Source organism: Bradyrhizobium sp. ARR65 (assembly GCF_000472385.1).
In the GTDB taxonomy this organism is placed as follows: Bacteria; Pseudomonadota; Alphaproteobacteria; order Rhizobiales; family Xanthobacteraceae; genus Bradyrhizobium.
Genome location: NZ_AWZU01000073.1, coordinates 1 through 24,669 on the forward strand (window position 1 = coordinate 1; position 24,669 = coordinate 24,669).

Sequence of the window (24,669 nt, forward strand, 5' to 3'; positions counted from 1 at the left end):
CCTCCATGCACGAGGGTGATCCTGCCAAGATCAAGTTGATGGGCTACAGCCAGATCGTGCGTGGCGAAGTCGGCGGCGTCGCGCGCGGTATCAAAGTCTCGAACGCGCAATCCGACCCGCAAGGGCTTGCCGCGGTGAATCCGATCTTCACCTGGGTACGCCTCGCTCAACGNGTGCCGGTGCACATCCGGATTGATCAGGTACCTGATGGCGTTCGCCTGGTCGCCGGCATGACAGCGACCGTCCAGATCGATACGCGAGCAGGACGGCCGTCGAATTGAGTGGCCTTGCCGATGACTACCTGCGGCGAGCGGAGAAAGCGTCGCAAGTTGATGCAGCCAAGGATTGGCTCGCGTAGCTGCCGATGCCGTAGGCGAGGCCTTGTTTGAAAGGAGGCTGAACATGACCCACGTGTATTTTCACTGCTCCAAGAGGAGCGAGGTTTTGGTCAATCGCTGTGGCGCCTTGGTAGACGACCTCGCCGAGGCGCGTGATCACGCCGCCTGTGTCGTGCGATCGCTGACTACGGCGCGCAGCGTGGAAGATTGGCGCGGCTGGATCTTGCACGTCAAGGACGACCTAGGCGATGAGCTATTCGTCGTCCCCTTTGCTTTCGTGCTAGGCAAGCCGCATTGAAGGTCCGACGGCTATTTCGAGGAAAACGAACCTTGCTCCGATCCGCGTTGGAGACGCCGCCGGATCAAGCTGATGGGCTACGATCGCGTGGTGCGCGGTCATGTCGAAAGTATCGGCCGAGCGATCAGCGTTGCGAACGCCCAGGCCCAACAATCAGGGCGTGGCCACCGTGAATCCGATCTTCACCTGGGTGCGCTTGGTGTGTTTCGGCGCGGGGGCCTGGCCTGACCGGGATCGGCGAAGTGGTCACGGTATTTCTATTCAATCTGGAAATGCCGATGGGGGTCAATTTTCAATCCGTATTCACAGTTCAGGGTTCGGAGGCGAGGTGCCCGATGTCGAAACTTCTCGAAATCGCCGCCACTCTGAAGGCCATCCTCATCGCGGCGAACTTCGCTCTCCCGCGCGCGGAGACATACTCTCGGTCATCCTGATCTCGGACCCCACGCCGGATCACAGTCTGCGGCTTGCCCACGCAAGTCAGCTGCGCTTCTTGCTGAAGTATTCGTAGAGATCGTTGAAGATCGCGCCCCCGCGAGTGAGCCGTTCCTCGTCTTTCCGGTGCGCCATTACGACCCCGGCGATCAGAGCCTTGATGCCGTCAACTTCGTCCCGTCCGAACTTGGAGTCCTTCAGGTCGATGTCGTGGACGATTTCGGCGATCGCCTGGAGCGCTGGGTTGGTCAGGCCGGCGTGGCCGAGCAACACCTCGAAGCTGCAGCGGTCACCCTGATGGGTGAATTCGGCCTCGAACATGTCGAATCGCAACTCGCCAGGGCTCGGCGTGTAGTCTTTGGCAGATACGAATCTAAACCGAGCCCCTGGGTCAATGAAGCGCCGGATCAGCCACGCGCAGGCGATGCGGTCCACATGCACGCCTTGTCGCGTCACCCATGTGCGGTCCTTCAAGTGTGCCAAGCCAGCCGTGTGATCGGCCGCGCCACCCTGAGATGTCTCCGCCATGGTACCCTCCGTGAGTTTGGTCTCCAAGCCGATGAGCAGTCCGTCGACCGTTTCGCGACCGTTCGCCCCGAAGAAGTCGATCGCGACGACCTGCGCCATCTTGGTCTTTAAGCGCGTCAATTGTGTTCTCGCCTCAACCTGACCCCTGGCGTTAAGGTCCTGATCCAGAGCCTCGGCCAGAGTCTTTGCCTCTTGGGCGATCGCCTCGTAGTCCTCGTCGCGAGCGGCCGTGAACAGTGCCCGGACCTCCTGGTCCGATACGCCATCGACGAGCTGCGCCTCGCAGATCATCGCCTCGCCGCCTCCCTCGGTGATCTCCTTGAGCACCCATTCGAAATCTTCCTGAGTTTGTTCGTTTGCCGGCAGAGCGTAGACCGCATTTTTGACCGCGACCGCCCCAAGCGCCTGGAGCCGCCGCCAGATCTTGACTCGCAGGTAGGCAGGCTTGGCTGGAAGTTGATGGATCAGCAGGAGCCATCGATCCGCAGTCACCGTCTCGATGGTTGCATCACTCATACTAACATCTGTATCACGCACGGCTGATTGGTGAAACACTTGTATCATTGAATGAAGGGAGATAGCTCGCCGAAGCCGGGCTCATCCTTCAATCCAGAGCCAAGGTCAAACTTACCAAATAGAGGTCAAACATGCCGAAACAGGTTCGTGACCACCTAGCCATCCTTCGCGCGGAGCTGCTGGACCACCCCATTTACGCGGAAGTCGCTTCCGTCGATGATCTGAGGCGGTTCATGGAAGACCATGTCTTCGCCGTCTGGGATTTCATGTCGCTGCTCAAGCGGCTGCAGCACGACCTGACCTGCACAAAAGTGCCGTGGTTCCCGGCGGGCAATGCACGGGCTGCGCGCTTGATCAACGACATCGTGATTGGCGAGGAGACAGATGTCGATCCGGACGGTTCGTACATCAGTCACCTCGATCTTTACCTCCGCGCCATGGCGGAGGTCGGTGCCAGCACCCGTCAATTCGAAACCTTTCGCTCGCTGGCGCAAGCCGGTACGTCGATCGAAGCGGGTATGGTGCGGACCGGCGTGGCACCTCATGTCCGATCCTTTGTTGCGCACACGATGACATTGGCCCAGTCCGGCTCGACGGAAGAGGTCTTAGCGGCCTTCTTTTACGGCCGCGAGGACATCATTCCGGAGATGTTCAGCAGGCTTCAGAAGACGGTGCTTAGCAAGAAGCATGACAAGGATCGCCTGCGTCATTTCATCTACTACGTCGAGCGGCACATCGAACTCGATGGCGACAGCCACGGTCCGATGGGGAGAGAACTGCTCGAAGGCCGGGTCGCGGACTCTCCACAAAGGAACGAATGGGCGCTGCGCGCCGCGTGCAACAGCATTCAGGCCCGGATCGAGCTTTGGAATGGCACATTAAGAACACTTCGAGCCACGCGCGCCGCGTGAAAGGCGTCTGACATGTAAGCCACAGGGTGACCGATGCACGGACTTCGGTGGCTCCGAGACGAGCGAACTTAAGAAAGGCGTGAGACAGCCCCGCCCTTTCCCAGCGAAAGACCGCGAAAGCGGCGGGGCGTTCGATCCGCTCGCCGGAATCCAGCCGTTCTTCATTCACGCCGTATTCACGCCGTCGGATCGGAAGTGCTCACCCGATCTGCCAGCAACTCGAATGCGATCACTCCACGGAAGAGAGCCATGAAAATAAGAGAGATCAGAATGAAGAACTGTAATGCACAAATTGCTGCGAAGGGGATTTTGGTCGGCGCGACCATCTGGTCGTTGTGTGACGTTGGCGCCGCATTCGCACAGGTCGGGATGGGCGCCGTCACCCCGCCGCTGGGTACGACTTCGCCGCTCGGAATCGGTGCTGCGGCGCCGGTCGGCGTGACCGGCGTTCCACTCGGAGCCACCGAGCTTGCGACGCCGGGCGTCAGTCCGATGACATCAAGTTCCTCCGCCTCAAGCGCGATGACGACCCCCTCAGCGTGTTCCAGCACTATGGGAGCAATGCAGACGGCAACCTCCGTCATGAGCAACTCCACAGGCGGAACCGCCGGTTCGCTCCCGGGAGAATCTTCGGCGACGGGGGCTATTTCCGGAACATCGGCGCCGACCCAGCTGTTCGACGGCACTGGGATCGCCGGTACCGCGTCGGGTACGTGCGCGAGCGCTGCGACCGCATCGTCCAGTCCAATCTCTTCGGCTTCGTCTCCAACCATGGGTTCGCGTGCCACCGTCGGGCGCGCCGGAATTCCGATGGGATCCACCGAGCTCGGGACGGGCGGTCTCAGTCCTTTGCCGGATCCTACGCTGAACCAGTCGACTGTGGTGCCGACCGGGACGAGCACGGTGCCATGTCCGACTACAGGAATGCCGACGACGGCAGGATCACCGATGTCCTCCGGCGGCTGCTGACACCACGTTCAAAGGACTCGCATCCATGCGTTTGAGAACCCTGGTTGTTGCCATAGGCGTCATCGTCATTGCAGGCGGCGGCGCGTTTGCCGTCGCGCGCAAAGCGTCTCCGCGACCGCAGCAAGCGCCGGCGCCTTCGATGCCAGTCGTCGCCGGAACCGTCAGCAGCCAGGACGTGCCGATCTACCTGCGCGGTATCGGCACCGTCATCGCCTACAACACCGATATCGTGCGCAGCCAGATTCAGGGAGAGCTGACGCAGATCGCCTTCACCGAAGGCAAGGCGGTTCACGCGGGCGATCTGCTGGCCCAGATCGACCCGCGTCCCTTCCAAGCACAGCTGGACCAAGTGACCTCCACCCGCGATCGCGATCAGGCACAGCTGACAAACGCGCTCGCTAACCTCGGTCGCTACACGCAACTGGCGAGCAAAGGATACGCGACACCGCAGCTCCTCGACACCCAGAAGGCACAGGTGGCGCAGCTGCAAAACGCCGTCAAATCCGATGACGCACTGATCGAACAGGCGCAGGTCCAGCTTGGATATACGCGATTGACGTCACCGATCTCGGGCATCACCGGCGTGCGGCAGGTCGACGTCGGCAACATCATCCACCCAAGCGACCCCAATGGTCTGGTTGTCGTGACCCAGATCGAGCCGATCTCGCTGATCTTCACGCTTCCGGAAACTGATCTGCCGCAGATCCAGCAACAGATGGCTGCCAGCCGCACTCCGCTAAAGGTTCTTGCCTACAGCCAGGACGACAAGATCCAGCTCGATGTCGGCAAGGTCGATCTGATCAACAACGAGATTCTGCAGACAACCGGCGCAGTCCAGCTCAAGGCCGAATTTCCAAACACCGCGCATCGGCTGTGGCCGGGGGAGCTGGTGAATGCGCGGCTGCTGCTGGATACGCGCAAGAATGGATTGACGGTCCCGGCCGGAGCCGTTCAGCAGGGCCAGCAGGGCTTCTATGCCTACGTAATCAAGCCGGACAACACCGTCGAAGCGCGAACGATTACGGTTGGGCAAACGAGCAACGGTCAGGCGCTGATCGATAGCGGACTTGCCGCGAACGAACGGGTTGTCGTCGACGGTCAATACAAGCTGCAACCCGGAAGCCATGTCACCATCCTGCACGGCAAGGCAGCAGCCGAGGCCGCAGCTCAGAGTGCTCAGCAGATTGCCATCCCATGAACATTTCCGCGCCATTCATCACGCGGCCGATCGCGACATCAATGCTGATGGTCGGCTTGTTGCTGCTCGGCCTTGCAGCCTACCCGCTGCTGCCGGTCGCGGCGCTGCCGAACGTGAATTATCCGACCCTCCAGGTAACAGCCCAACTGCCGGGCGCCGATCCCCAGACCATTGCGTCGTCGGTCGCAACGCCGCTCGAGGAGCAGTTCGGCCAAATTCCTGGCCTCATCCAGATGACCTCCTCGAGCGCGCTTGGGACCACTGCCATCACGTTGCAGTTCGACCTCAACCGCGACATCGAGGGAGCTGCGACGGATGCGTTGGCCGCGATCAATGCCGCCAGCGGGCAGTTACCGCCCGCGATGATCTTTCCGCCAACCATCCGCAAGGTCAATCCGGCAGACGCCCCGGTTCTTCTGCTCGCCCTGACGTCCAATACGCTGCCGATGACCACGGTAGATGCCTACGCCGAGAACATCCTGCTGCAGAAGATCTCCCAGATTTCCGGGGTGGGTCTCGTCGGCATCGGCGGCCAGCAAAAGCCGGCGATACGGATACAGGTCAATCCGCAGGCGCTCGCGTCACGCGGGATCGGCCTTGAAGACGTGCGCAATGTGGTTAGCCAGGCCAATGTCGATATGCCCAAGGGCACCCTCAACAGTCCGCGCAAGACCTACACGCTCAACACAAACGATCAGTTGCCAACTCCGGATGCCTATAACTCCTTGATCGTCGCCTATCGCAATGGCTCGCCAGTGCGGGTGAGCGACATCGGCAAGGCAATCAACGCGCCCGAAAACGATCTGCTCGCCGGGTGGTCCAACCGTCAGCCAGCCGTCATTCTCACTATCCAGCGTCAGCCAGGCGCCAACGTCATCGCGACCGTCGATCGCGTCAAGGCGATGCTGCCTCAACTGCAGGCATCGATTCCCTCCGACATCAACGTTTCGATCCTGTCGGATCGTACCCAGACCATCCGCGCTTCGGTCAGCGACGTGCAATTCACGCTAGTGTTGACGGTCGCGCTTGTGGTCATGGTGATCTTTGTGTTCCTGCGCAATTTCTGGGCCACGATCATTCCAGCCGTGACCGTACCTCTCTCGCTGATCGGTACATTCGCGGTGCTCTACGAACTCAATTATAGCCTCGATAATTTGTCACTGATGGCGTTGACGATCGCTGTCGGTTTCGTGGTGGACGACGCCGTCGTGGTCATCGAAAATATCGTCCGCCATCTCGAGGACGGCCTCTCGCCTATGCAGGCGGCCCTCACCGGCGCAGGCGAGATCGGCTTCACGATCGTGTCGATCACGCTGTCACTGATTGCCGTGTTCATCCCGCTGTTCCTGATGGGCGGCTACGTCGGACTGCTGTTCCGGGAATTCGCGATCACCGTCAGCGTATCGCTGGTATTATCGCTCGTGATTTCGCTGACGCTCACGCCGATGATGTGTTCGTGCCTGCTCAAGCCCGAGAGCCGTGAGCACGGCCTTCTGTACCGGATACTCGAACGCGGATTCGACGGGCTGCTCGCGCATTACGAGCGCGGATTAAAGATCGTGATGCGTCACCAATTCATCACGCTGATGACCCTGCTGGCGACGATTGCCCTGACGGGATACCTTTACGTCTTCATTCCGAAGGGGTTCTTCCCGCAACAGGACACCGGATTCATCTTCGGCATTACTGAGGCCTCCCAGGATATTTCGTTCCCCGCGATGTCCGAACGTCAGCAGGCGGTAGTCAATACAGTGCTACAGGATCCCGCGGTCGCCTCGGTCGGCTCCTTTATCGGGCCTAGCGGCGCGACGCCTACGCTGAACAATGGCCGGGTGTTCATCGCGCTGAAGCCGAAGGGCGAGCGAACCGCCAGTGCCGACGACGTTATCAATCGCCTGCGGTCAAAGCTCGCTCACATCCAGGGGATTGCGCTTTACATGCAGGCGGCCCAGGACATCACCATTGGCGGGCGGCTTTCGAGAACGCAGTATCAATATACGCTTGTCGACGCCGACCCCGGCGAACTCAATTACTGGTCGTCGATCTTCCTCGACAAGCTGAAGAGCATTTCCGGCATTGCCGACGTCGCCAGCGACCAGCAGAACGCGGGCCCTCTGCTCGATATCACCATCAATCGCGATGTTGCTTCGAGCCACGGAATCCTGCCCGCGACCATCGACAATACGCTCTCCGACGCATTCGGTCAGCGCATCGTCTCGACCATACTCACCCAGCAGAACCAGTATCACGTGGTGCTTGAAGTCTCCCCGGAGTTCCAGTTCGGGCCCGGCGCTTTGAGCGATATCTACGTTACCTCGTCGAACGGGCAGCAGGTGCCCCTGAATACCCTGGTCAAGGCCGTCGAAAAGGTCGCGCCGATCGTGGTCAATCACCAGGGCCAGTTCCCGTCGACCACCATTTCTTTCAACCTGCTGCCTGGAGCGTCGATCGGCAATGCGGTGGCTGCCATCCAGCAGGCAGAAAAGCAACTCGGGAAGCCTCTCTCCCTGAGCACCAGTTTCCAGGGCAACGCCCAGGCGTTCCAGTCATCGCTGTCGAGTACACCGATGCTGATCGCCGCGGCGCTCATCGTCATCTACATCATCCTGAGCGTGCTGTACGAGAGCATCGTTCACCCCATCACAATCCTTTCGACGCTGCCCTCCGCCGGCATCGGTGCGCTGCTGATCCTGATGGCATTTCGCTTCGATCTGAGCGTGATCGCCTTGGTCGGAATCATCCTGCTCATCGGTATCGTGAAGAAAAACGCGATCATGCTGATCGATTTCGCGCTCGAGGCCGAGCGCCATCAGCACTTGTCGCCGGAAGACGCCATCTACAAAGCCTGCGTGCTGCGCTTCCGCCCGATCCTCATGACCACGATGGCAGCACTGCTAGGCGCCGTGCCCTTGATGATCGGCGCTGGCGTCGGCGCGGAGCTTCGTCAGCCGCTCGGATACACCATCGTGGGCGGCCTGCTCGTGTCGCAGCTGCTGACGCTGTACACGACGCCGGTGGTCTATCTCTACCTCGATCGTCTTCGAATCTGGGTGTCCACGCTCAGGACCGGGCGAGCTGCTCGCGGCGATACCACCGTCCTTCCTGCGGAGTGAGGCGCCCGCTGCCGAGGACGTCAATGGGCGAGGAGAAAGATTTTGATGAAGGCAACATCAAACCAGCTTGCAGCAAACCGCACTGACCAGTTGGCCAGGGCCGCATTGATGTGCAGCCCTGGCTCAAACTTCGCGCCTGGCGCCGTCAACAAGCCGATCCGGACGAGCATCACAAACGTACAATGTATCCTCAGCCCTTCCTCGATCGGTATCGCTGAATTATGTGCTCTGTCGTCGAGGCCTGCAGACCACCGCCCATTCCAAGACGGCTCGCCGTTCAACTTCTGCTCACCACCCGAGGTCACTATCATTGGATCTCGGGCGCTGAGCATATGCACAGAAACATGAGCCGCCTTTCTCCAAACTGTCTCGCTCGTTTCCATTGGTGCCGTCGAGGCGCGCTCGGTCGTCGGGGCGCGGCAGAGGCGGCTGAGATGTCACGATGAACTTGGTAACTTTTGCATTGCGGCGCCCGATCTCGCTTTTGACGATGGTCATAGCCGTTGCATTGATGGGCTTTCTAGCGCTCGACCGCATGGCCCGCGACATCTTTCCCGACCTCGGTGTGCCAACCATCTACGTCGCGCAGCCTTATGGCGGCCTTGATCCGGCGCAGATGGAGGGGTTCATCGTCAATTATTACGAATACCATTTCCTCTACATCACCGGCATTGAGCATGTCGAAAGCAAATCGATACAGGGCGTAGCGCTGATCAAGCTGCAATTCCATGCCGGCACCGACATGGCTCAGGCGCTGGCCGAGACCGTCAGCTACGTGGACCGCGCGCGCGCCTTCATGCCGACAGGGACCGTCCCGCCGTTCGTGGTCCGGTTCGATGCAGGTGGCGTGCCGGTCGGCGACCTCGTCTTCTCCAGCAAGACGAAAACAGTCGCCGAGCTTCAGGACGCGGCGCTCTTCAAGGTGCGCCCATTGTTCGCGACCTTGCCAGGTGTTTCGGCACCGCCGCCCTTCGGCTCGAGCCAGCGCACCATCCTCGTCCGCGTAGATCCCGGCAAGCTGCGTTCCTACAACATGTCGCCGGACGAGGTGGTACAGGCGTTGGCTGCCGGCAACACGGTCAGCCCATCGGGTAACGTCCGCATCGGCGACCTCTTGCCGATGGTGCCGGTCAACTCGGTTGTCGGGAACTTCAAGGGCCTGAACAACATCCCCATCCGCTCGCAGGGAACACAGACGATTTTCATACGCGACGTCGGATCGGTCGAAGACGGGGCCGACATCCAGACCGGCTACGCGCTGGTGGATGGACGTCGAACGGTCTACATCCCCGTCACCAAACGCGCGGACGCCTCGACGCTCGCGGTCGTGCAGGCCGTCAAAGCCAACTTGCCGCGCTTCCAATCCGTACTGCCGGACGATGTTAAGGTCAGTTACCAGTTCGACCAGTCACCCTATGTGACGCGCGCCATCCAGGGCCTTCTTGTCGAAGGCGCTCTCGGCGCAGTGCTCACAGGGCTCATGGTGCTGCTGTTTCTGCGAGATTGGCGCAGTTCGCTTGTCGTGGTCTTGAACATTCCGCTCGCGATTCTCGCGTCGGTGACGGCGCTCTGGGTTTCGGGTCAGACGATCAACATCATGACCTTGGGCGGGCTGGCCTTGGCTGTCGGCATCCTGGTCGACGAAGCGACAGTCACTATCGAGAACATCCATACCCATCTTGCCGATGGCCGCAGCCTTGCCCGTGCCGCGAGCGAGGCCACGGCCGAGACGACGCTGCCCCGGTTCGTCGCCATGCTCTGCATTCTGGCGGTGTTCATTCCCGCCTTCGTCATGACCGGCGCTGCGCACAACCTGTTCGTACCGCTGGCCTTGGCGGTCGGCTTCTCGATGGTGGGCTCGTATGTGCTTTCCAGTACCTTTGTCCCGGTAGTGTCGGTCTGGATGCTGCGCAATCCGGGCACGCACCACATGCCGCAAGAGACGTTTTTCGACCGGCTGCGTGCCAGGTACGATCGGTTCTCGCGCGCCGTCATGAAACGGCGGCGCGTCGCCGTGCTTTCCTATCTCATTATCAGTGGCGCAATCATTGTCCTCGTCGGCAGCTCTCTCGGCACCGAGATTTTTCCAGTCGTGGATACCGGCCAGCTCCAATTGCATCTGCGGGCTCCGGCGGGAACGCGCATCGAGCGCACCGAGCAGATCGCGCTGCAGACGCTCGACGCGATCAAGCGCGAGGTTGGTCCGGATAACGTGGAAATCAGCCTCGGTTTTGTCGGCACGCAGCCTCCCAATTACCCCATCAACACGATTTATCTCTGGAGTTCCGGCTCTGAGGAAGCGGTGCTGCAGCTGCAGCTCAAACGCGGCGCCGGGATCGGCATCGAGGATTTGAAGGAGCGGTTGCGTCAGAAATTGCCCCAGGAACTGCCGGGTGTACGCTTCTCATTCGAGCCAAGCGACATCGTCAGCCGGGTGATGAGCTTCGGCGCGCCGACACCGATCGAAGTAGCTGTGAGCGGGCCGAACCTCGCCGATAGCCGCCAATACGCCGATAAGCTGCGAGCAAAATTGGCACAGGTGCCGACGCTGCGAGACCTGGGATTCGAGCAGGAACTCGATTACCCGACCGTGAAGGTCGCCGTAGACCGCGAGCGAGCGGGCGTTCTGGGGGTGACGGCGGATGACGTTGCGAAATCGGTCGTCGCGGGCACGTCATCCAGTCGCTACACCTCCGCGAATTATTGGCCCGATCCCAAGACCGGCATTGGTTATCAGGTGCAGGTCGAGATCCCCGAAAACCAGATGAATTCCCTGGAGGACGTGAAGAACCTCCCCATCGCTCACCGGTCGGGCCAACAGATCGACCTCCGCAATGTGGCCGGCGTTACCGACGGCACGGCGCTCGGCGAATATGACCGCTACAATATGCAGCGCATGCTGACACTCAGCGCGAACATCTACGGTGAGGATGTGGGACGCGCGGCGGCCCGCGTGCAGCAGGCGATCAGCGATACGGGAAAGCCGCCCGATCGCGTGAACGTGACCGTGCGCGGGCAAGTCCAGCCGATGGCGGAGATGTTCAGAGGCCTCGGTCTGGGACTCCTGATGGCGGTGAGTGTCATCCTTCTGCTGCTGACCGCCAATTTCCAGTCGTTCCGGCTTTCCCTGGCGGTGGGGTCGACGATTCCCGCCGTTATCGCCGGGGTCGTACTCATGCTTTGGCTCACCCGGACCACGCTCAACATTCAATCCTTCATGGGCGCGATCATGGCGATCGGTGTAGCCGTGGCAAACGCTATCCTGCTTGTGACTTTCGCTGAGCGCAGCCGGGTCGAGGGCCGCGAACCATGGAAGGCAGCAATCGAAGGCGCACGCAGCCGTCTGCGTCCGATTCTGATGACCAGTTTCGCGATGCTGGCCGGGATGGTGCCGATGGCGCTGGGCCTGGGCGAGGGCGGAGAGCAAAGCGCGCCGCTTGGGCGGGCAGTGATCGGCGGTCTGCTCGGCGCAATGTTCGCTACGCTCGTCATCCTGCCGGCCATCCTGGCTGCGCTGCAATCACGGCATACTCGGATTTCTGCCTCGCTCGATCCTGATGACCCGCACAGTCGCTACTTCGAGTCGGAGCCGCGGCTCGCGACGGATCGTAGCGATGGACGCGCTGAACACTATGCTCGGGCGGCGGAATAAGCGAACAGCCAGAACGGATATTGAAGGCGGAACAACAATGAATTTCACGAGTGGGACGGGCCTAATGGTCTTGGTAGTCGTGATCGCCATCGGCGCGGGGGGCATCGTTGCCGAGCGGAATTTGGCTGCATCTCCATCGCCAGTTAATTCAACGAAGGCGGATAACCCTCCGCGGGTCGAGATTGTGCGTCCACGCCGCGTCACCGTGGCCCAACGTCTCCAAGCCAACGCTACCCTCGAAGCCTTTGAAGAAACGGATCTCTTCGCCAATGTCTCCGGATACCTGTCCGACGTTCGCGTCGACATCGGCGATCACGTGAAGGCGGGTCAAGTGCTCGCGGTGATCGACGTCCCCGAAATGAAGCAGGAGCTTGCCGAAGCCGAGGCCCAGCTCGAATCGAAGAAAAGTTTGCTGGAGAGCTCGCGCCGCCAAGTGGACCACGCCAAGGCGAACCTGGCGCTTCAGACCGCTCTGGCGAAGGACCGGGAGCAGCTGGGTGAAGGACGGAATTTCATCAGCGACCGGACGCTCGATCAGGTACACGCCAACGCGGACATCGCCAAGGCGGATCTCGGAATTGCGGAAGCGAACCGCGACCTTGCAGCCAACGAAATCGAGGTCGCTGCCGTGAGTGTGGAGAGGATCAAGACCCTGCTCGGCTATACGCGGATCGTGGCGCCTTTCGATGGCGTGGTGGCGCGACGGCTGGTGAACCGAGGCGATTTGGTCCAGGCCGCAACGGCCACGCGGACGACGCCGTCCGCGGGGTCGCTTTTCACGGTGCAGCGGATCGACACGATCCGGGTGTTCTGTGACGTTCCGGAGAACGACGTACCTCACCTTCATGTCGGCGATCCGGCCATCGTCAAGCCGGCTGGATTCGACGGTAAGCCGTTCATCGGCAAGGTAACCCGCTTCTCCCTACGTCTCGATCCCGAGACCCGCAACATGCGTACCGAGATCGATCTGTCCAACCCCGACGAACGACTTTATCCGGGCACGTATGCAGAGGTATCGCTGGAAATGAACCGGCGCCCCGATGCGCTTACCTTACCCACCGCCGCTGTAGGTTCGGATGGCGACGGCAACTTCGTGTACGCGATCATTGACAGTCGGATCACACGCCTCGCCGTCAAGACTGGCCTCATCGATAGCGGCCGCATCGAGGTGACTGCGGGCCTGTCGGAAGAGACGCCGGTAGCGGCAAGCACCAAGGACGTGCCGCCAGCGAAAACGGCGGTTCAGCCGCAGATGGTCCGCGAGAACCCGTAAGCCCTCGCGCCGCGATTCTATTCGAATCGTCCCAGGCCGGGAGCTTCTCCCGCGGCGGGTATCGCGGTGCAGCGGACCACCGGAGATCTCCGTACGCCGCAGCTCTGTAGAACGCGCTTTCTCAAGATATGACCTCGACGCGAGATCGCGCCGAGGTTTTTCCGACAATCAGTTCTCACGCCTTCGGCTATTCCGGTCAATGCGACCGCACCTCAGCCACACACCTGAGCCAGGCGCGTGTGCCAGCCGTGCGTAGTATGCACGCGCCGCCTTACGAGATAGCAGCCGCCGTTGTCGTAGTAGGAATCGCCGCCATCGGCGTACGAATAGTCGTACGGATAGCTGTCATCATAGGGGTAGTTGTCGTAGAAGCCGTAGCCTATGAAGCGATGATCGAAGTCACGATCATGGCCGCGAAAGCCGTGGTCGTGGAATCCGCCACCGTCACGATCGTGGAATCCACCGTGGTCAAGACCAGCGAAGCCGCCGGAGCGGAAGCCGCCGCGCGCCATGCCGGATCCGTGGAAACCGCCGCCAGCAAAGCCGCCCATACCGCCTCCATGAAAGCCGCCGCCACCAAAACCACCCATGCCACCGCCATGGAAACCACCGCCGCCACCACCAAACCCACCACCTCCGTGGCCACCTCCACCTCCACCTCCGCCGCCACCACCACGCGCCAGCGCCAAGGTTGGCGAGAGCAAACCAACGGACGCAACTGCCAACAACGCGATCACTGTCTTACGCAACATGAACACTCTCCGTCAGAGATATCGCACCCAGCACGCCGCTCTCTGCAGGTGGCGCTCGCTTGGCGAAATCGCTATCGATTTCAGCGCAATCCGCGGCTCAATTCAACGCGACTCCGACAAGATCAAAACTCAGAGACACGTGTTACGCGCGACGCGATTAGCAACAAGTGAGTTGCTTGTTGTCGAAGAGCGCTTGGAGCGTGATGGGTAAACGATGTCACGCTTGACAGCTGTATGAGCTTCCTCAGCATGACATCTCGCGGCGACGTCAAGATCCAGGACTGCATTATCACGGTTGAAGGAGCCAGCCAAAAAGCCAGTGTCAAAACTGACGCACGATCCCATGTTCTCCTTACACAACAGGAGACGAACATGAAATTCGTATTGATTGGTACAGGCGCTGCTATTGCGGCAGCGTTCGCAAGCCCCGCAGGGGCACAAGCCGTTATCTCGAACCCCGGCTATTGCGCGCAATTCTACCCCAACGCAAATTGTCAAAATCTGGGAGCGGGAAATCCGTACACCAATGGCGGCTACTGGGGTGATGGTTGGCAGAACGGCTACGCGTCTATGGACCATCATGCGTATCATCGCCATCGACGGTACCGCTGACGCTACATCCAAGTCGTCGTGACGGTCGAGATTCAACTCGCCGTGAGAGCCGCAAGCCGCGCGCCTTGTTCGTTGCCGCGATCGCCAACATGTCAGGCATGGCCCGGCGCGTAGACGATCGCAGGGCTCAAAGAAGAAAGAAACCTCCGGGACGGAAAGCGAGCATCATGGCAACCACCGAGATTGAATAATGGCCAGTTCTGCCGAAGCGACCTTCAATCAATCCGCTCCGCTTTTTCCAACTCGAGCGACTCCAATTAGCAATTACCATCCACCGGCATGGGGACACTCGAATCTCGAAAATCGCTCGATGGTGGACTACTCGCCATCGGAGATTGTAAGGCGCCGTTCCGCAGCCTTGTCAGGCTTGATCGTGGAAATGGTAGATATCATGCGGCTCAATCCGTTTGAGTATCGATTCCGGGCTCCCTGCCATCTGCTCATTGCCGCGGAGCTCGCGGAGCGCGACGACGGTGAGACCGTTATTGAAGGTCTGCCCCGGTCGACTCTGCGCAATTTCACGGGCAAGCTGACCTTCGTTCCCGCTGGCCATGACTTTCGTGGATCGCAGAAACCGCGCGCGTTAGCCCGTACAACCTATTTCTACATCGATCCACGCGGGCCCCTTGCCGATCCCGCATTGCGGTTTGGCGAGATTGAATTCAGGCCGCGTCTGTTCTTTTACGATGCCGATCTCTGGCAAACTGCTCTCAAACTCAAGTCGCAGGTCGAAAGCCCCGGCGCAATGCTCCGCCAATACGTCGATGCGCTGGGAGTTTTACTGATGCACGAACTCGTCCGCATCAACGGCGATGACGTACCCTGCGAACCAGTCACTCGTGGCGGCCTTGCGTGCTGGCAGCGCAAGCGAGTGGCCGCCTATATCGAGGAGCATGTTGCCGATGACATACCGCTTGCAACCCTGGCCGAGCTGGCGCGGCTAAGTCCTTGGCATTTCTCCAAGTCGTTCAAGCAGTCCTTCGGTGTGCCGCCACACAAATATCATGCGAGTCGCCGGATCGAACGAGCCAAGAAGCTATTGGTGAATCGCGAACTGTCCGTTACCGCGATCGCATTTGAGGTTGGCTTCAGCGAAACCAGCACATTCACTGCCGCGTTTCACAGATTGACCGGCCAGACCCCGAGTAAGTATCGCCGCAACATCGACTGAAAGCGCGGCGTCCGAGCCAGGGGACCCGTCCTGCCTGCGGGGGATGGGGGGCTTTTTCAAGCCGTAAGTCGAAGGTCCATGATAGTGGAGGTTCCGGCGCCTTGAACGAGGCAATCTCAAATTGGGTGCTATCGGGCGCAACGTACAGATGTTTGACGCTCTCGCCGGAATGCGTCGGGCCGCTGTCGCTGAATAACTTCCGGCCTGTCGAGCTTTCTCGCAAAGCCGCTGCAATCGCAGCAAACGAACCAAAGTAATTGCGAAGTGGACGGATACATTCCACCCGCGCCCCTTATTCCGCAAACGCCGACCGATGGCGTTTGCGAGCCGCCGCAGAGCAGTCGGTTGTGGGGGCGATCGTCTTGCAGTAGAGGAGCAATCCGTGGCCAAACGCCCTACACTCACCACTACCAGCGGCATGCCGCTCGCTGACAATCAGAACAGCATTACAGCAGGTCCGCGCGGCCCAGTGCTGATGCAGGATTTCCATCTGCTGGAGAAACTCGCGCACCAGAACCGCGAGCGTATTCCGGAGCGGACCGTTCATGCCAAAGGCTCGGCGGCGTATGGCACGCTGACTATCACACACGACATCACCAAGTACACAAAAGCCAAGGCTTTACAGATGGGCAAGAAGACGGAAGCTTTCTTGCGTTTTTCGACGGTGGCGGGCGAGCGCGGCGCGGCCGATGCCGAGCGCGATGTACGCGGCTTTGCGCTGCGCTTCTACACCGAGGAGGGCAACTGGGACCTCGTCGGCAACAATACGCCGGTGTTCTTCGTTCGCGATCCGCTGAAGTTCCCCGACTTCATCCATACCCAGAAGCGGCACCCGATGACCAACATGCGCTCACCGACCGCGATGTGGGACTTCTGGTCGCTCTCGCCGGAAAGCTTGCACCAGGTGACTATCCTGATGTCCGACCGCGGCCTGCCGCAAAGCTATCGAAATGTCGATGGCTTCGGCTCGCATACTTATTCGTTCATCAACGCCAAGAATGAACGGCACTGGGTCAAGTTTCATTTCAAGACCCTGCAAGGCATCAAGAACTGGACCAATGCCGAAGCCGCTCAGAAGGTGGCATACGATCGCGAGACCCATCAGCGCGACCTGTTCGAGGCGATCGAGAGGGGCGATTTCCCGAAGTGGAAATTTTCGGTGCAGATTATGCCGGAGAGCGATCTCGACAGGCACTGGTACAACCCGTTCGACCTGACCAAGGTGTGGCCGCACGCGGATTATCCGCTGATCGAGGTCGGCATTCTCGAACTCAATCGCAATCCCAGGAACTATTTTGCCGAGGTCGAGCAGGCGGCGCTGGCGCCGTCGAACATCGTACCGGGTATTGGCCATTCACCGGACAAGATGCTGCAGGCTCGCATTTTTTCCTATGCAGACGCGCATCGTTACAGGGTCGGTGTCAATGCGCATCAACTCCCGGTAAACCGGCCGCGCGCAGAGGTGAACGACTATCACGCTGACGGTTCAATGCGACTTGGGGGCAAGCCCGACCCCGACGCCTATTACGAACCGAACTCGTTCAACGGCCCGCTTGAGGACCACAGCTACCGCGAGCCACCGCTCAGAATCACGGGAGATGCGGCCCGCTACGACCATCGAGACGAGAACGATGACTATCGGCAGCCGGGAGAGCTGTTCCGCCTGATGACAGCCGATCAGAAGCAACAGCTGTTCAACAATATCAAGGAAGCGATGGACGGCGTGCCGGCCAAAATCATCCAGCGCCAGCTTGTTCACTTCTATCGAGCGGATCCCGCATATGGCATCGGCGTCGGCAAGGCGCTCGGCATCGATTTCAAGCCCGGAACCGTCGCCGCAGAGTAGGCTTGCACATAGCCGGCCGGCGGCGTTCCCGAGCGCCATCGGCTACTCCCGACCGCTGTTTCGTTCAGGCGCTATCTGATCGCGCCCGAGCCTTCACATCATCTTTGGAGCCAACGATGTCTAACCAGCTTGCACCCAAGCTCCTTGCCGAGTTCATCGGTACCTTCGCGTTCGTCTTCATCGGCGCTGGCGCCGCGGCGGTGGTCGGCGAAGGTGTCGGACTGCCCGGTATCACTGCGGTCGCCTTCGCCCACGGCCTGGCCATCATGGCCTTTGCCTTCGCCTTCGGCTCAATATCGGGCGGGCATATGAATCCCGCCGTCACGATCGGCGTTCTCGCCGCCGGCGCGATGCGCGTCGGCGAAGGGATTGCCTATATCATCAGCCAACTCATCGGAGGTGTCATGGGCGCGCTCTTGCTGCGAACCGTTCTCGGCGGGGCTGCCACCGGTCTCGGCACACCCGCACTTGCGCAGAATCTCATTTTGGGCGCGACATCGATTACTATCACGCCCGCCGCCGGTTTCATGATCGAGGCGCTGCTGGCGTTTTTTCTGGTCACGGTCGTACTCGGCACGGCGGTCGCGGGGCGCGCCGGCAATCTCGCGCCGCTGGCAATTGGAATGACGCTGACGTTCAACATCGTTATGGGCGGGGCCCTCACAGGCGCGCCCTTCAACCCGGCACGGGCTCTTGGCCCTATGGTCGCGACCGGCAAATTCGATGATGCTTGGTTGTACCTCTTAGCTCCGATCGTTGGCGCTACTATCGCTGCCATCGTGCACACCGGCCTTGGCCGGCTCGCCCAACAGGCGCTGCCGGCCGGTCAGGGCAGGGCCGCCCAGACCGCCGCCGAGTGATACTAAGCTGGTGCAGGCCATGCTGCTGGCGGACGTGGTGGTGCAAGGGCTCTCGGTAACGAAGGCAACGAAAAATTGCATGTTGGCCGTAGGCTTCGTGTCCGAAGATCACTCGATGAAAACACAGACGATTGGCGACTATATCGCCTACGAAAGGTGGTGGAGGTGACACCCGCCGGACTCGTTCTGATGGAGGACGCTGCCGGAATACTGCCAACCGCAGAGCGTGTTCGGCAGCGTGTTCGCTTGGCCGGCGAAGGGCATGCTGGCCGTAGGACGTGGGCATCTTCAGCTCGGGGGTGCTGAGTGGCTTGCCAAAGCTTCTAGCAAGTTTTCGGGCTCAGCGGCCGGCCGTCGAGGTCAGCTTGCACAACGTGTCGAAGAGCATCAGATAGAGGCGCTTCAAAAAGGCCGGATCGACATTCGGCTTCAGCCGGCTTATTCCCGACGAGCCGGGCATTGTCGTCGAGAAGGTTCAGAGCGAATCGTTCCTGGTGGCGTTGCATGAGAACCATTCGCTTTGCGCAAAGAGGCAGCTACCTGTTGACGCTAAGACCAGGAACAGTACGGCAGCGGAATGAGTTTCAGTAACAACGCCGGACACAATTCTTCCGATGGGAAAATGGCGATGGGGCCACTGGCCGGCGTGCGGGTGGTGGAGATGAGCGCCTTCGGCCCGGTGCCCTATGCAGCGCTCCCCTTGACGGAGTACGGCGCTGACGTTGTGAGAATTTGCCGCCCGGGACGAAGTGATCCGGTCAAAGCAAGGTACTCAACGCTTGAGCGTAGCAGGTCCTACATTGAATTCGATGTAAAAAATGAGACCGATCACTTTAAACTCGCCTCGTTAATCGGCGAAGCCGACGTATTCATCGACGGATTTGCGCTGCGCATGAAGCCATCGATGTCGGTCTGGATTCTCTCGACGAGGTCCGGCGATCTCTCAAATTTCGCTGCCGGAGATTCCGCAGGCCCACGCATGCTTCAAGCCGAGAGCTTCGACCTTGTCCGGCCGAGTAAGATACCTCGCAGATGATCTCTCGCTGGCGCAAAATTTACCGCGTCATCGAGCGCCCCGGCGGACAATTTATGCGGAGGAGCGGATGTCTTCGAAATGAAAAGATCTGATGTCCGCTATTCATGATGCTTGTTTGAAGACCCGGGAAAGGTTGACATGGACCTCAACTACCCGTATCGCGATTTGGCAGCGGACCAGGACAGAGAGGCCAGAGTGCGGACGAGCGCCGGCCCCTAACAATGGATTCGCTCGAGATGCATTTGGGTTTAGCAGAGATTCATTGATTCTTCTATCCAGCGCCGGGAATGTGCCGGCCCTTGCAATCCGTCTTGCCCTTCGTGCTTCACGCGCTATGGGTTGTGCGGCGATAGTGCCGGGAGCCGCTGGATCGTCAATGCCGCAACGAGCTCGACCTCGCCCATATGGCGCTCCCAGGCGGTCACCGGCCGCCGCTTCAACATCCATCTGATTAAGTTCGAAACGGATAGCGGTGCCTTAAGGGCGTTGCCGATAGTAAGCCTGCGATTTGATCAGTTCGTCTGATTAAAATCCAATAATTCGATATTGGATTTAAGAGCTCCACAGGCCGACCTTACGGCTATCGATACATCAAACGGTTGGAGCGTATCCGATGACGATGAGCGGAGCGAATCTCCTCGTAGCGGCACTCGAGAACGAGGGTGCAAAGCAGATCTTTGGGGTGCCCGGAGCAGAAAATCTCGACCTCGTCGAGGCGCGGCGCCGCTCGAAGATTGAGTTGGCGGTGGCCCGCCATGAACAAGCCGCGGCCTTCATGGCAGCCACGCATGGGTCGCTGACCGGCGAGGCTCGCGTTTGCCTCTCGACGCTGGGGCCCGGCGCGCTCAACCTGACGACCGGCGCCGCCGACGCGCTGGTAGCGGTCATGATCACCGGCCAAACAGATCAGTGAACCCTGGCGAAGCGGCTCACTGCCGAATGTAGCATCCCAGATCCACACGCGTCCGATCTCAGGAAAAACTTGCCATGCCCGCCATCAGCAATTCTGATCGTCCCGACGTCGTTTTGATCGGCGCCGGGATCATGAGCGCAACGCTCGGAACCTTCTTGAAGGAGCTCGAACCCTCTCTGACGATCGCTATGTTCGAAACGCTTCACGACTGCGGGCACGAGAGTTCCAACGGCTGGAACAACGCCGGGACCGGCCACGCCGGCTACTGCGAGCTGTACTACACGCCGCAGCGAAATGATGGCAGCGTCGACATCTCCAAGGCGCTGCAGGTCAACACCGAATTCGACATATCGCGCCAGCTCTGGTCGTTCCTGATCGACAAGGGAGCGATCCCCGATCCCCGCGCTTTCATCCACCCGTGCCCGCACATGAGCTTCGTCTGGGGTGCTGGTAATGTCGCGTTCCTGCGCCAGCGTTTCAAAGAGATGTCGGCGCACCACTGCTTTCGTGGCTTGGAGTACAGCGAGGACCGCAGCAAAATTGCCGAGTGGGCGCCGCTCCTCATGGACGGGCGGGACGACACAGAGCCGTTCGCGGCAACCCGCATCATCACCGGCAGCGACGTCGACTATGGCGCGCTGACCCAGCTGCTGGTCAAACACCTCTCCGATCAGCCCGGCTTCGACGTTCACTATAATCGGAAGGTCATTGGCCTCGACCGCGAGCACGACGGGCGTTGGCGCATCTCGGTCGAGGACGTTGTTGATGGCAGTGTGGAAACCGTGTCGACCAAATTTGTCTTCATCGGAGCGGGCGGCGGTGCCGTGCCGCTACTGCAGAAGTCGAAGATCCCCGAAGCCAAGGGCTATGCCGGTTTCCCCGTCAGCGGCATCTTTCTGCGCTGCGACGTCGATGCGGTAAGCCATCGCCATCATGCCAAGGTCTATGGCCAGGCACCCTCAGGTTCTCCGGCGATGACGGTGCCGCACCTCGATACGCGCATCATAGACGGCAAACAGTCGCTGCTGTTCGGTCCTTATGCGGGCTTCTCCACCCGTTTCCTCAAGCATGGTGCACTTACGGACCTGTTCACATCGCTGACCATCCATAACTTCATTCCGCTGCTCGACGTCGCACGCGACAATGTCCGCTGGGCCGAATATCTTATCGGTCAAGTCCTGCAGAGTTCGAGCCAGCAGTTCGCGACCCTCAAGGATTTCGTTCCGCGAGCCATGAAGAAGGATTGGAAAGAGGCTGTCGCCGGGCAGCGCGTGGTGACCATAAAGCCACATGAGAGCAAAGGATGGCTCAAACGCGAAGAGGGTAAGCTCGAATTCGGCACCGAGCTCGTGGTGGCGCAAGACAAGTCGATCGTGGCTCTGCTCGGCGCCTCGCCCGGCGCCTCCACGGCCGCGGCCATCGCGATCGGCGTGCTGGAGAAATGCTTCAACGACAAGCTGACGGCCGACCGCTGGCTCCCTAAACTGAAAGAGATGATCCCGTCTTATGGCGAATCGCTGATCAAGGACGCCGCGCTCACCCGACAGGTGCGCGCCGACACGGCGGCCTTGCTGCAGCTGGAAAATGTTTGAACATCAGTCTACCGCGCGGCGGTGTTCGCAAAGCGTGCATCGTGGCCCTGAGATCTCCGAGAGTTTCGCCACGGCTGGAGTCAAAACAGATTTGGGTTGAGGATTGATCTCCATGAGCTTCTTCACACCGCCACGCCGGGTCGAGACCACGGTCTTCACACGCCTGCCGGACCGCTTTCGCAAGTTGAGGCGTTCGGCCTGGGCTGACGCCAACCGCGACGTCATCGAAATCGACAGTTTTCTCGAAGGACCGTCGTTCGATCGCGAAGGCCGTCTCTACGTTACCGACATCCCATTCGGCCGTGTGTTCCGGATTGATCATGCCGGCGAGTGGGAACAGATTGCCGAGTACGATGGCTGGCCGAACGGACTGAAAATCCACCGTGACGGGCGGATCTTCATTACCGATTACAGGCGCGGGCTGATGCTGCTGGATCCGGGGAGCGGTCATGTCAGACCTTTCTTGGAGACGGTCGGCTCCGAGAGTTTCAAGGGCGTCAATGATCTCGTCTTCGGACGGTCGGGCACAATCTATTTCACCGACCAGGGGCAGACCGGCATGCACGACCCGACCGGCCGCATCTACCGCCTGACCCCGGATGGACGGCTGACCTGCCTCATCGACACGATCCCGAGCCCCAACGGCATCGTGGTCGATCCGGAGGAGACGGCCCTCCTGGTAGCGGTGACGCGGGCGAACCAGATCTGGCGCGTGCCGCTGCACAAGAGCGGTCTTGTTACCAAGGTCGGCATCTTCGCGCATTTGCATGGCAGCCTTGGCGGCCCGGATGGTTTGGCGCTTGATATTGAAGGTTGCCTTCTCGTCGCCCACGAGGGTTTCGGCTCGATCTGGCGCCTGAGCCCGCACGCCGAGCCGCTCGAGCGGATCGTGTCCTGCACTGCGCGTGCGACGATGAACCTCGCGTTCGGCGGCCCCGGCAACGCTCGGCTCTTCATCGTGGAATCCGAGACAGGCTCGATCCTGCAAGCGGACCTCTCGACGCCGGGATTGCCGATGTTCTCTCATCTATAGGCAAGGCGACGTCTGAGTAAGGGGCGCCAGATGTGTAGCGCGCCAGTTCTATCACTTCGGGGTCTTTGGTTCTGAAGCGAACAGAAAGGTAAGCGCGATGAATGCGAACGAATCGTCCAAAGAACCTTCGAACCGTCATGAACGTGAGAGCGGTTGGTCGGAGGTCATACGCGGGGAACGCTACATCATCCGCACATCGTCAGCCGAAACGAACGGCGTCTATTCGATGCTGGAGGTGGTCGCGGATCCTCGCAACGGCGTGCCCATGCACGTTCACGACAATGCGGACGAGCACTTCATTATCCTGGAGGGTAGAGCGTTCATCGCGAATGGAGACAGAAGAGCGGAAGTCGCTGCCGGTTCGTCCATCACCATCACTCGAGGCGTACCTCATGCATGGTGCAATCCTTCGGAAGACGCTCCCGTCCGCATGCTGGTGATCTTCAGCCCCGGAGGACTCGAGGAACTGTTCCGAAAGCACGCAACGACCGAACCCGCTGAGATGACTGCCCTGGCCAACGAATACGGCACTCGGATCACGGGCCCTGCGCTGTTCGATAACCTTTACACGATGCTCTCGCCCCGACCTTGAAGATGCACCTCGGGCTGATCCGCGCGCCTTCTTGGCGGAAGGTCATTGGCTCTGCAGTGTCGCGTATGGACGCTTCCCGAGCGCGGTGGCTGCATCGACGAAGGCGCGGACGCTCGCAGAGGGCTCGGCTTCGCGGAACGCGACGGCGAGCTCCACCTTCTCGGCAAAGTCCGCAAGCGGGCGGAATACGATCTCAGGGAAGCCCAATCCGCACATGGATTCAGGCGCCATCGCCACGCCGTAGCCGGCGGCGGTCATGCTGAGCGCGGTTACGAAATCGGCAACGTCATAGACGAGCTTGATCGGGAATCTGCCAGCGGCCGCCAGCCGCTCCAGGCGGCTTCTGAAAGTCGCGAGGTGAGGGACGATGAAAGCCTCGTTGCTCAACTCCGCCGCATACAGAGTGTGGTTGCGCGCAAGCCGATGGTCGGCGGCGAGCGCCACGCAAAGAGCTTCGCGATGAATCACACGGGCCGCCACCCCTGCCGCGTAACTGGGCCGAGGTCGTATCAGCGCCGCATCCAGCCGACCTTCGGCGAGCGCCTCGAGCTGCCGCGGCGTCTCCATCGCCGTTAGGCGAAGCTGCACCGCAGGGTGGCTTCGGCGGTACTCCCGCAGCAGGCTTGGCAGGATCCGATTCATGGCCACCGACGTCACATACCCAACCTCGATCTGGCCGAGCTCGCCGCGCGCCGCGAGGCGCCCCACCTGCTCGGCCCTCTCAAGCTGACGGATGGCGGCCTCGGCTTCGGACAAGAACAGCCGTCCCGCCTCCGTGATCGACACCGCGGCCCGCTTGCGACGGTTCAGGAGACGAGCGCCGAACGCNTCCTCCAGCGCCTTGATTTGCAGGCTGACGGCGGACTGCGCCACGTTCAGCCGGTCAGCGGCGCCCGCGAAGCTGAGCTCTTCGGCGACGGCGATGAAATAGCGGAGCTGGCGAGCGTCAAGCGCGACTCGGCCGTGGGCTACGGGTTTGGAAATGCTGGAATGACGCATTCGATCAATGCGCAACAGCTCGTTTAACGCGC

21 protein-coding genes and 1 pseudogene are annotated in these 24,669 nt (G+C 60.5%); 17 read left to right on the forward strand and 5 right to left on the reverse strand.

Going from position 1 to position 24,669, the window contains the following annotated elements; genetic code table 11:
* Positions 1-38 precede the first annotated feature (38 nt).
* Both F758_RS52470 and F758_RS0139775 read left to right on the forward strand, forming a co-directional pair.
* Positions 39-281 carry a hypothetical protein gene (locus F758_RS52470; RefSeq protein WP_502689224.1) on the forward strand — a complete coding sequence of 81 codons (243 nt, stop codon included), beginning with the start codon at positions 39-41 and terminating at the stop codon, positions 279-281.
* Between the two features lie 121 nt (positions 282-402).
* Positions 403-636 (forward strand): DUF6894 family protein, encoded by a 234-nt coding sequence (locus F758_RS0139775; protein WP_024513036.1) that lies wholly within the window; start codon positions 403-405, stop codon positions 634-636.
* A 480-nt stretch (positions 637-1,116) separates the two neighbouring features.
* Here the strand turns inward: F758_RS0139775 and F758_RS0139785 are convergent, their stop codons facing one another.
* Positions 1,117-2,115, reverse strand: coding sequence for a chromate resistance protein ChrB domain-containing protein (locus F758_RS0139785; RefSeq protein WP_024513037.1), 999 nt, complete (start codon positions 2,113-2,115; stop codon positions 1,117-1,119).
* A 131-nt stretch (positions 2,116-2,246) separates the two neighbouring features.
* Between F758_RS0139785 and F758_RS0139790 the strand changes: the two genes are divergently transcribed.
* Complete coding sequence (locus F758_RS0139790) at positions 2,247-3,026, forward strand: DUF3050 domain-containing protein (protein ID WP_024513038.1); 780 nt, start codon at positions 2,247-2,249, stop codon at positions 3,024-3,026.
* Positions 3,027-3,202: 176 nt separating this feature from the next.
* Here the strand turns inward: F758_RS0139790 and F758_RS0139795 are convergent, their stop codons facing one another.
* Entirely contained in the window at positions 3,203-3,799 is a 597-nt protein-coding gene (locus F758_RS0139795; RefSeq protein ID WP_157450394.1) for a hypothetical protein, read from the reverse strand.
* 221 nt (positions 3,800-4,020) lie between these two features.
* Between F758_RS0139795 and F758_RS0139800 the strand changes: the two genes are divergently transcribed.
* Both F758_RS0139800 and F758_RS0139805 read left to right on the forward strand, forming a co-directional pair.
* Positions 4,021-5,193 (forward strand): efflux RND transporter periplasmic adaptor subunit, encoded by a 1,173-nt coding sequence (locus F758_RS0139800; protein ID WP_024513040.1) that lies wholly within the window; start codon positions 4,021-4,023, stop codon positions 5,191-5,193.
* Positions 5,190-8,306, forward strand: a complete 3,117-nt coding sequence (locus F758_RS0139805) for a multidrug efflux RND transporter permease subunit (protein ID WP_024513041.1) — start codon at positions 5,190-5,192, stop codon at positions 8,304-8,306. The genes F758_RS0139800 and F758_RS0139805 overlap by 4 nt, the downstream gene beginning before the upstream one ends.
* A 20-nt stretch (positions 8,307-8,326) precedes the next feature.
* On the opposite strand, the gene F758_RS50395 is transcribed toward F758_RS0139805, so the two are convergent.
* Complete coding sequence (locus F758_RS50395) at positions 8,327-8,617, reverse strand: hypothetical protein (RefSeq protein WP_157450396.1); 291 nt, start codon at positions 8,615-8,617, stop codon at positions 8,327-8,329.
* A 200-nt stretch (positions 8,618-8,817) separates the two neighbouring features.
* Between F758_RS50395 and F758_RS0139815 the strand changes: the two genes are divergently transcribed.
* Both F758_RS0139815 and F758_RS0139820 read left to right on the forward strand, forming a co-directional pair.
* Positions 8,818-11,958 carry an efflux RND transporter permease subunit gene (locus F758_RS0139815; protein ID WP_245286731.1) on the forward strand — a complete coding sequence of 1,047 codons (3,141 nt, stop codon included), beginning with the start codon at positions 8,818-8,820 and terminating at the stop codon, positions 11,956-11,958.
* Positions 11,921-13,231: an efflux RND transporter periplasmic adaptor subunit gene (locus tag F758_RS0139820; RefSeq protein ID WP_198026686.1), complete on the forward strand. Its 1,311-nt coding sequence runs from the start codon at positions 11,921-11,923 to the stop codon at positions 13,229-13,231. The genes F758_RS0139815 and F758_RS0139820 overlap by 38 nt, the downstream gene beginning before the upstream one ends.
* Positions 13,232-13,443: 212 nt before the next feature.
* Here F758_RS0139820 and F758_RS50400 read toward each other — a convergent pair whose 3' ends face one another.
* Entirely contained in the window at positions 13,444-13,983 is a 540-nt protein-coding gene (locus tag F758_RS50400; RefSeq protein ID WP_157450398.1) for a hypothetical protein, read from the reverse strand.
* Positions 13,984-14,355: 372 nt separating this feature from the next.
* Here F758_RS50400 and F758_RS50405 point away from each other — a divergent pair, with 372 nt between their 5' ends.
* From F758_RS50405 to F758_RS46930, 10 genes and pseudogenes are all read left to right on the forward strand, one after another.
* Positions 14,356-14,595: a hypothetical protein gene (locus F758_RS50405; RefSeq protein ID WP_157450400.1), complete on the forward strand. Its 240-nt coding sequence runs from the start codon at positions 14,356-14,358 to the stop codon at positions 14,593-14,595.
* A 190-nt stretch (positions 14,596-14,785) separates the two neighbouring features.
* Positions 14,786-15,766 carry a helix-turn-helix domain-containing protein gene (locus F758_RS0139830; RefSeq protein WP_084306056.1) on the forward strand — a complete coding sequence of 327 codons (981 nt, stop codon included), beginning with the start codon at positions 14,786-14,788 and terminating at the stop codon, positions 15,764-15,766.
* Positions 15,767-16,148: 382 nt separating this feature from the next.
* Positions 16,149-17,612 carry a catalase gene (locus tag F758_RS0139835; protein WP_024513046.1) on the forward strand — a complete coding sequence of 488 codons (1,464 nt, stop codon included), beginning with the start codon at positions 16,149-16,151 and terminating at the stop codon, positions 17,610-17,612.
* A 116-nt stretch (positions 17,613-17,728) separates the two neighbouring features.
* Positions 17,729-18,472, forward strand: coding sequence for an MIP/aquaporin family protein (locus F758_RS0139840; protein WP_024513047.1), 744 nt, complete (start codon positions 17,729-17,731; stop codon positions 18,470-18,472).
* Between the two features lie 19 nt (positions 18,473-18,491).
* A complete protein-coding gene (locus F758_RS50410; protein ID WP_157450402.1) occupies positions 18,492-18,641 on the forward strand; it encodes a hypothetical protein in 150 nt (49 codons plus the stop codon).
* A 408-nt stretch (positions 18,642-19,049) separates the two neighbouring features.
* Complete coding sequence (locus F758_RS0139855; protein ID WP_084306059.1) at positions 19,050-19,508, forward strand: CoA transferase; 459 nt, start codon at positions 19,050-19,052, stop codon at positions 19,506-19,508.
* A gap of 613 nt (positions 19,509-20,121) precedes the next feature.
* Positions 20,122-20,409, forward strand: a pseudogene (locus tag F758_RS0139865) (thiamine pyrophosphate-binding protein); the annotation flags it as partial.
* Positions 20,410-20,495: 86 nt separating this feature from the next.
* Complete coding sequence (gene mqo / locus F758_RS0139870) at positions 20,496-22,013, forward strand: malate dehydrogenase (quinone) (RefSeq protein ID WP_024513050.1); 1,518 nt, start codon at positions 20,496-20,498, stop codon at positions 22,011-22,013.
* A 112-nt stretch (positions 22,014-22,125) separates the two neighbouring features.
* On the forward strand, positions 22,126-23,046 hold the full coding sequence (locus F758_RS0139875; RefSeq protein ID WP_024513051.1) for an SMP-30/gluconolactonase/LRE family protein: 921 nt from the start codon (positions 22,126-22,128) through the stop codon (positions 23,044-23,046).
* A 97-nt stretch (positions 23,047-23,143) separates the two neighbouring features.
* The gene (locus F758_RS46930; protein ID WP_024513052.1) at positions 23,144-23,638 is read left to right on the forward strand and encodes a cupin domain-containing protein; all 495 of its coding nucleotides are present in this window, start codon (positions 23,144-23,146) and stop codon (positions 23,636-23,638) included.
* 42 nt (positions 23,639-23,680) lie between these two features.
* Here F758_RS46930 and F758_RS0139885 read toward each other — a convergent pair whose 3' ends face one another.
* On the reverse strand, positions 23,681-24,637 hold the full coding sequence (locus F758_RS0139885) for a LysR substrate-binding domain-containing protein (RefSeq protein ID WP_051387185.1): 957 nt from the start codon (positions 24,635-24,637) through the stop codon (positions 23,681-23,683).
* Between the last annotated feature and the right edge of the window lie 32 nt (positions 24,638-24,669).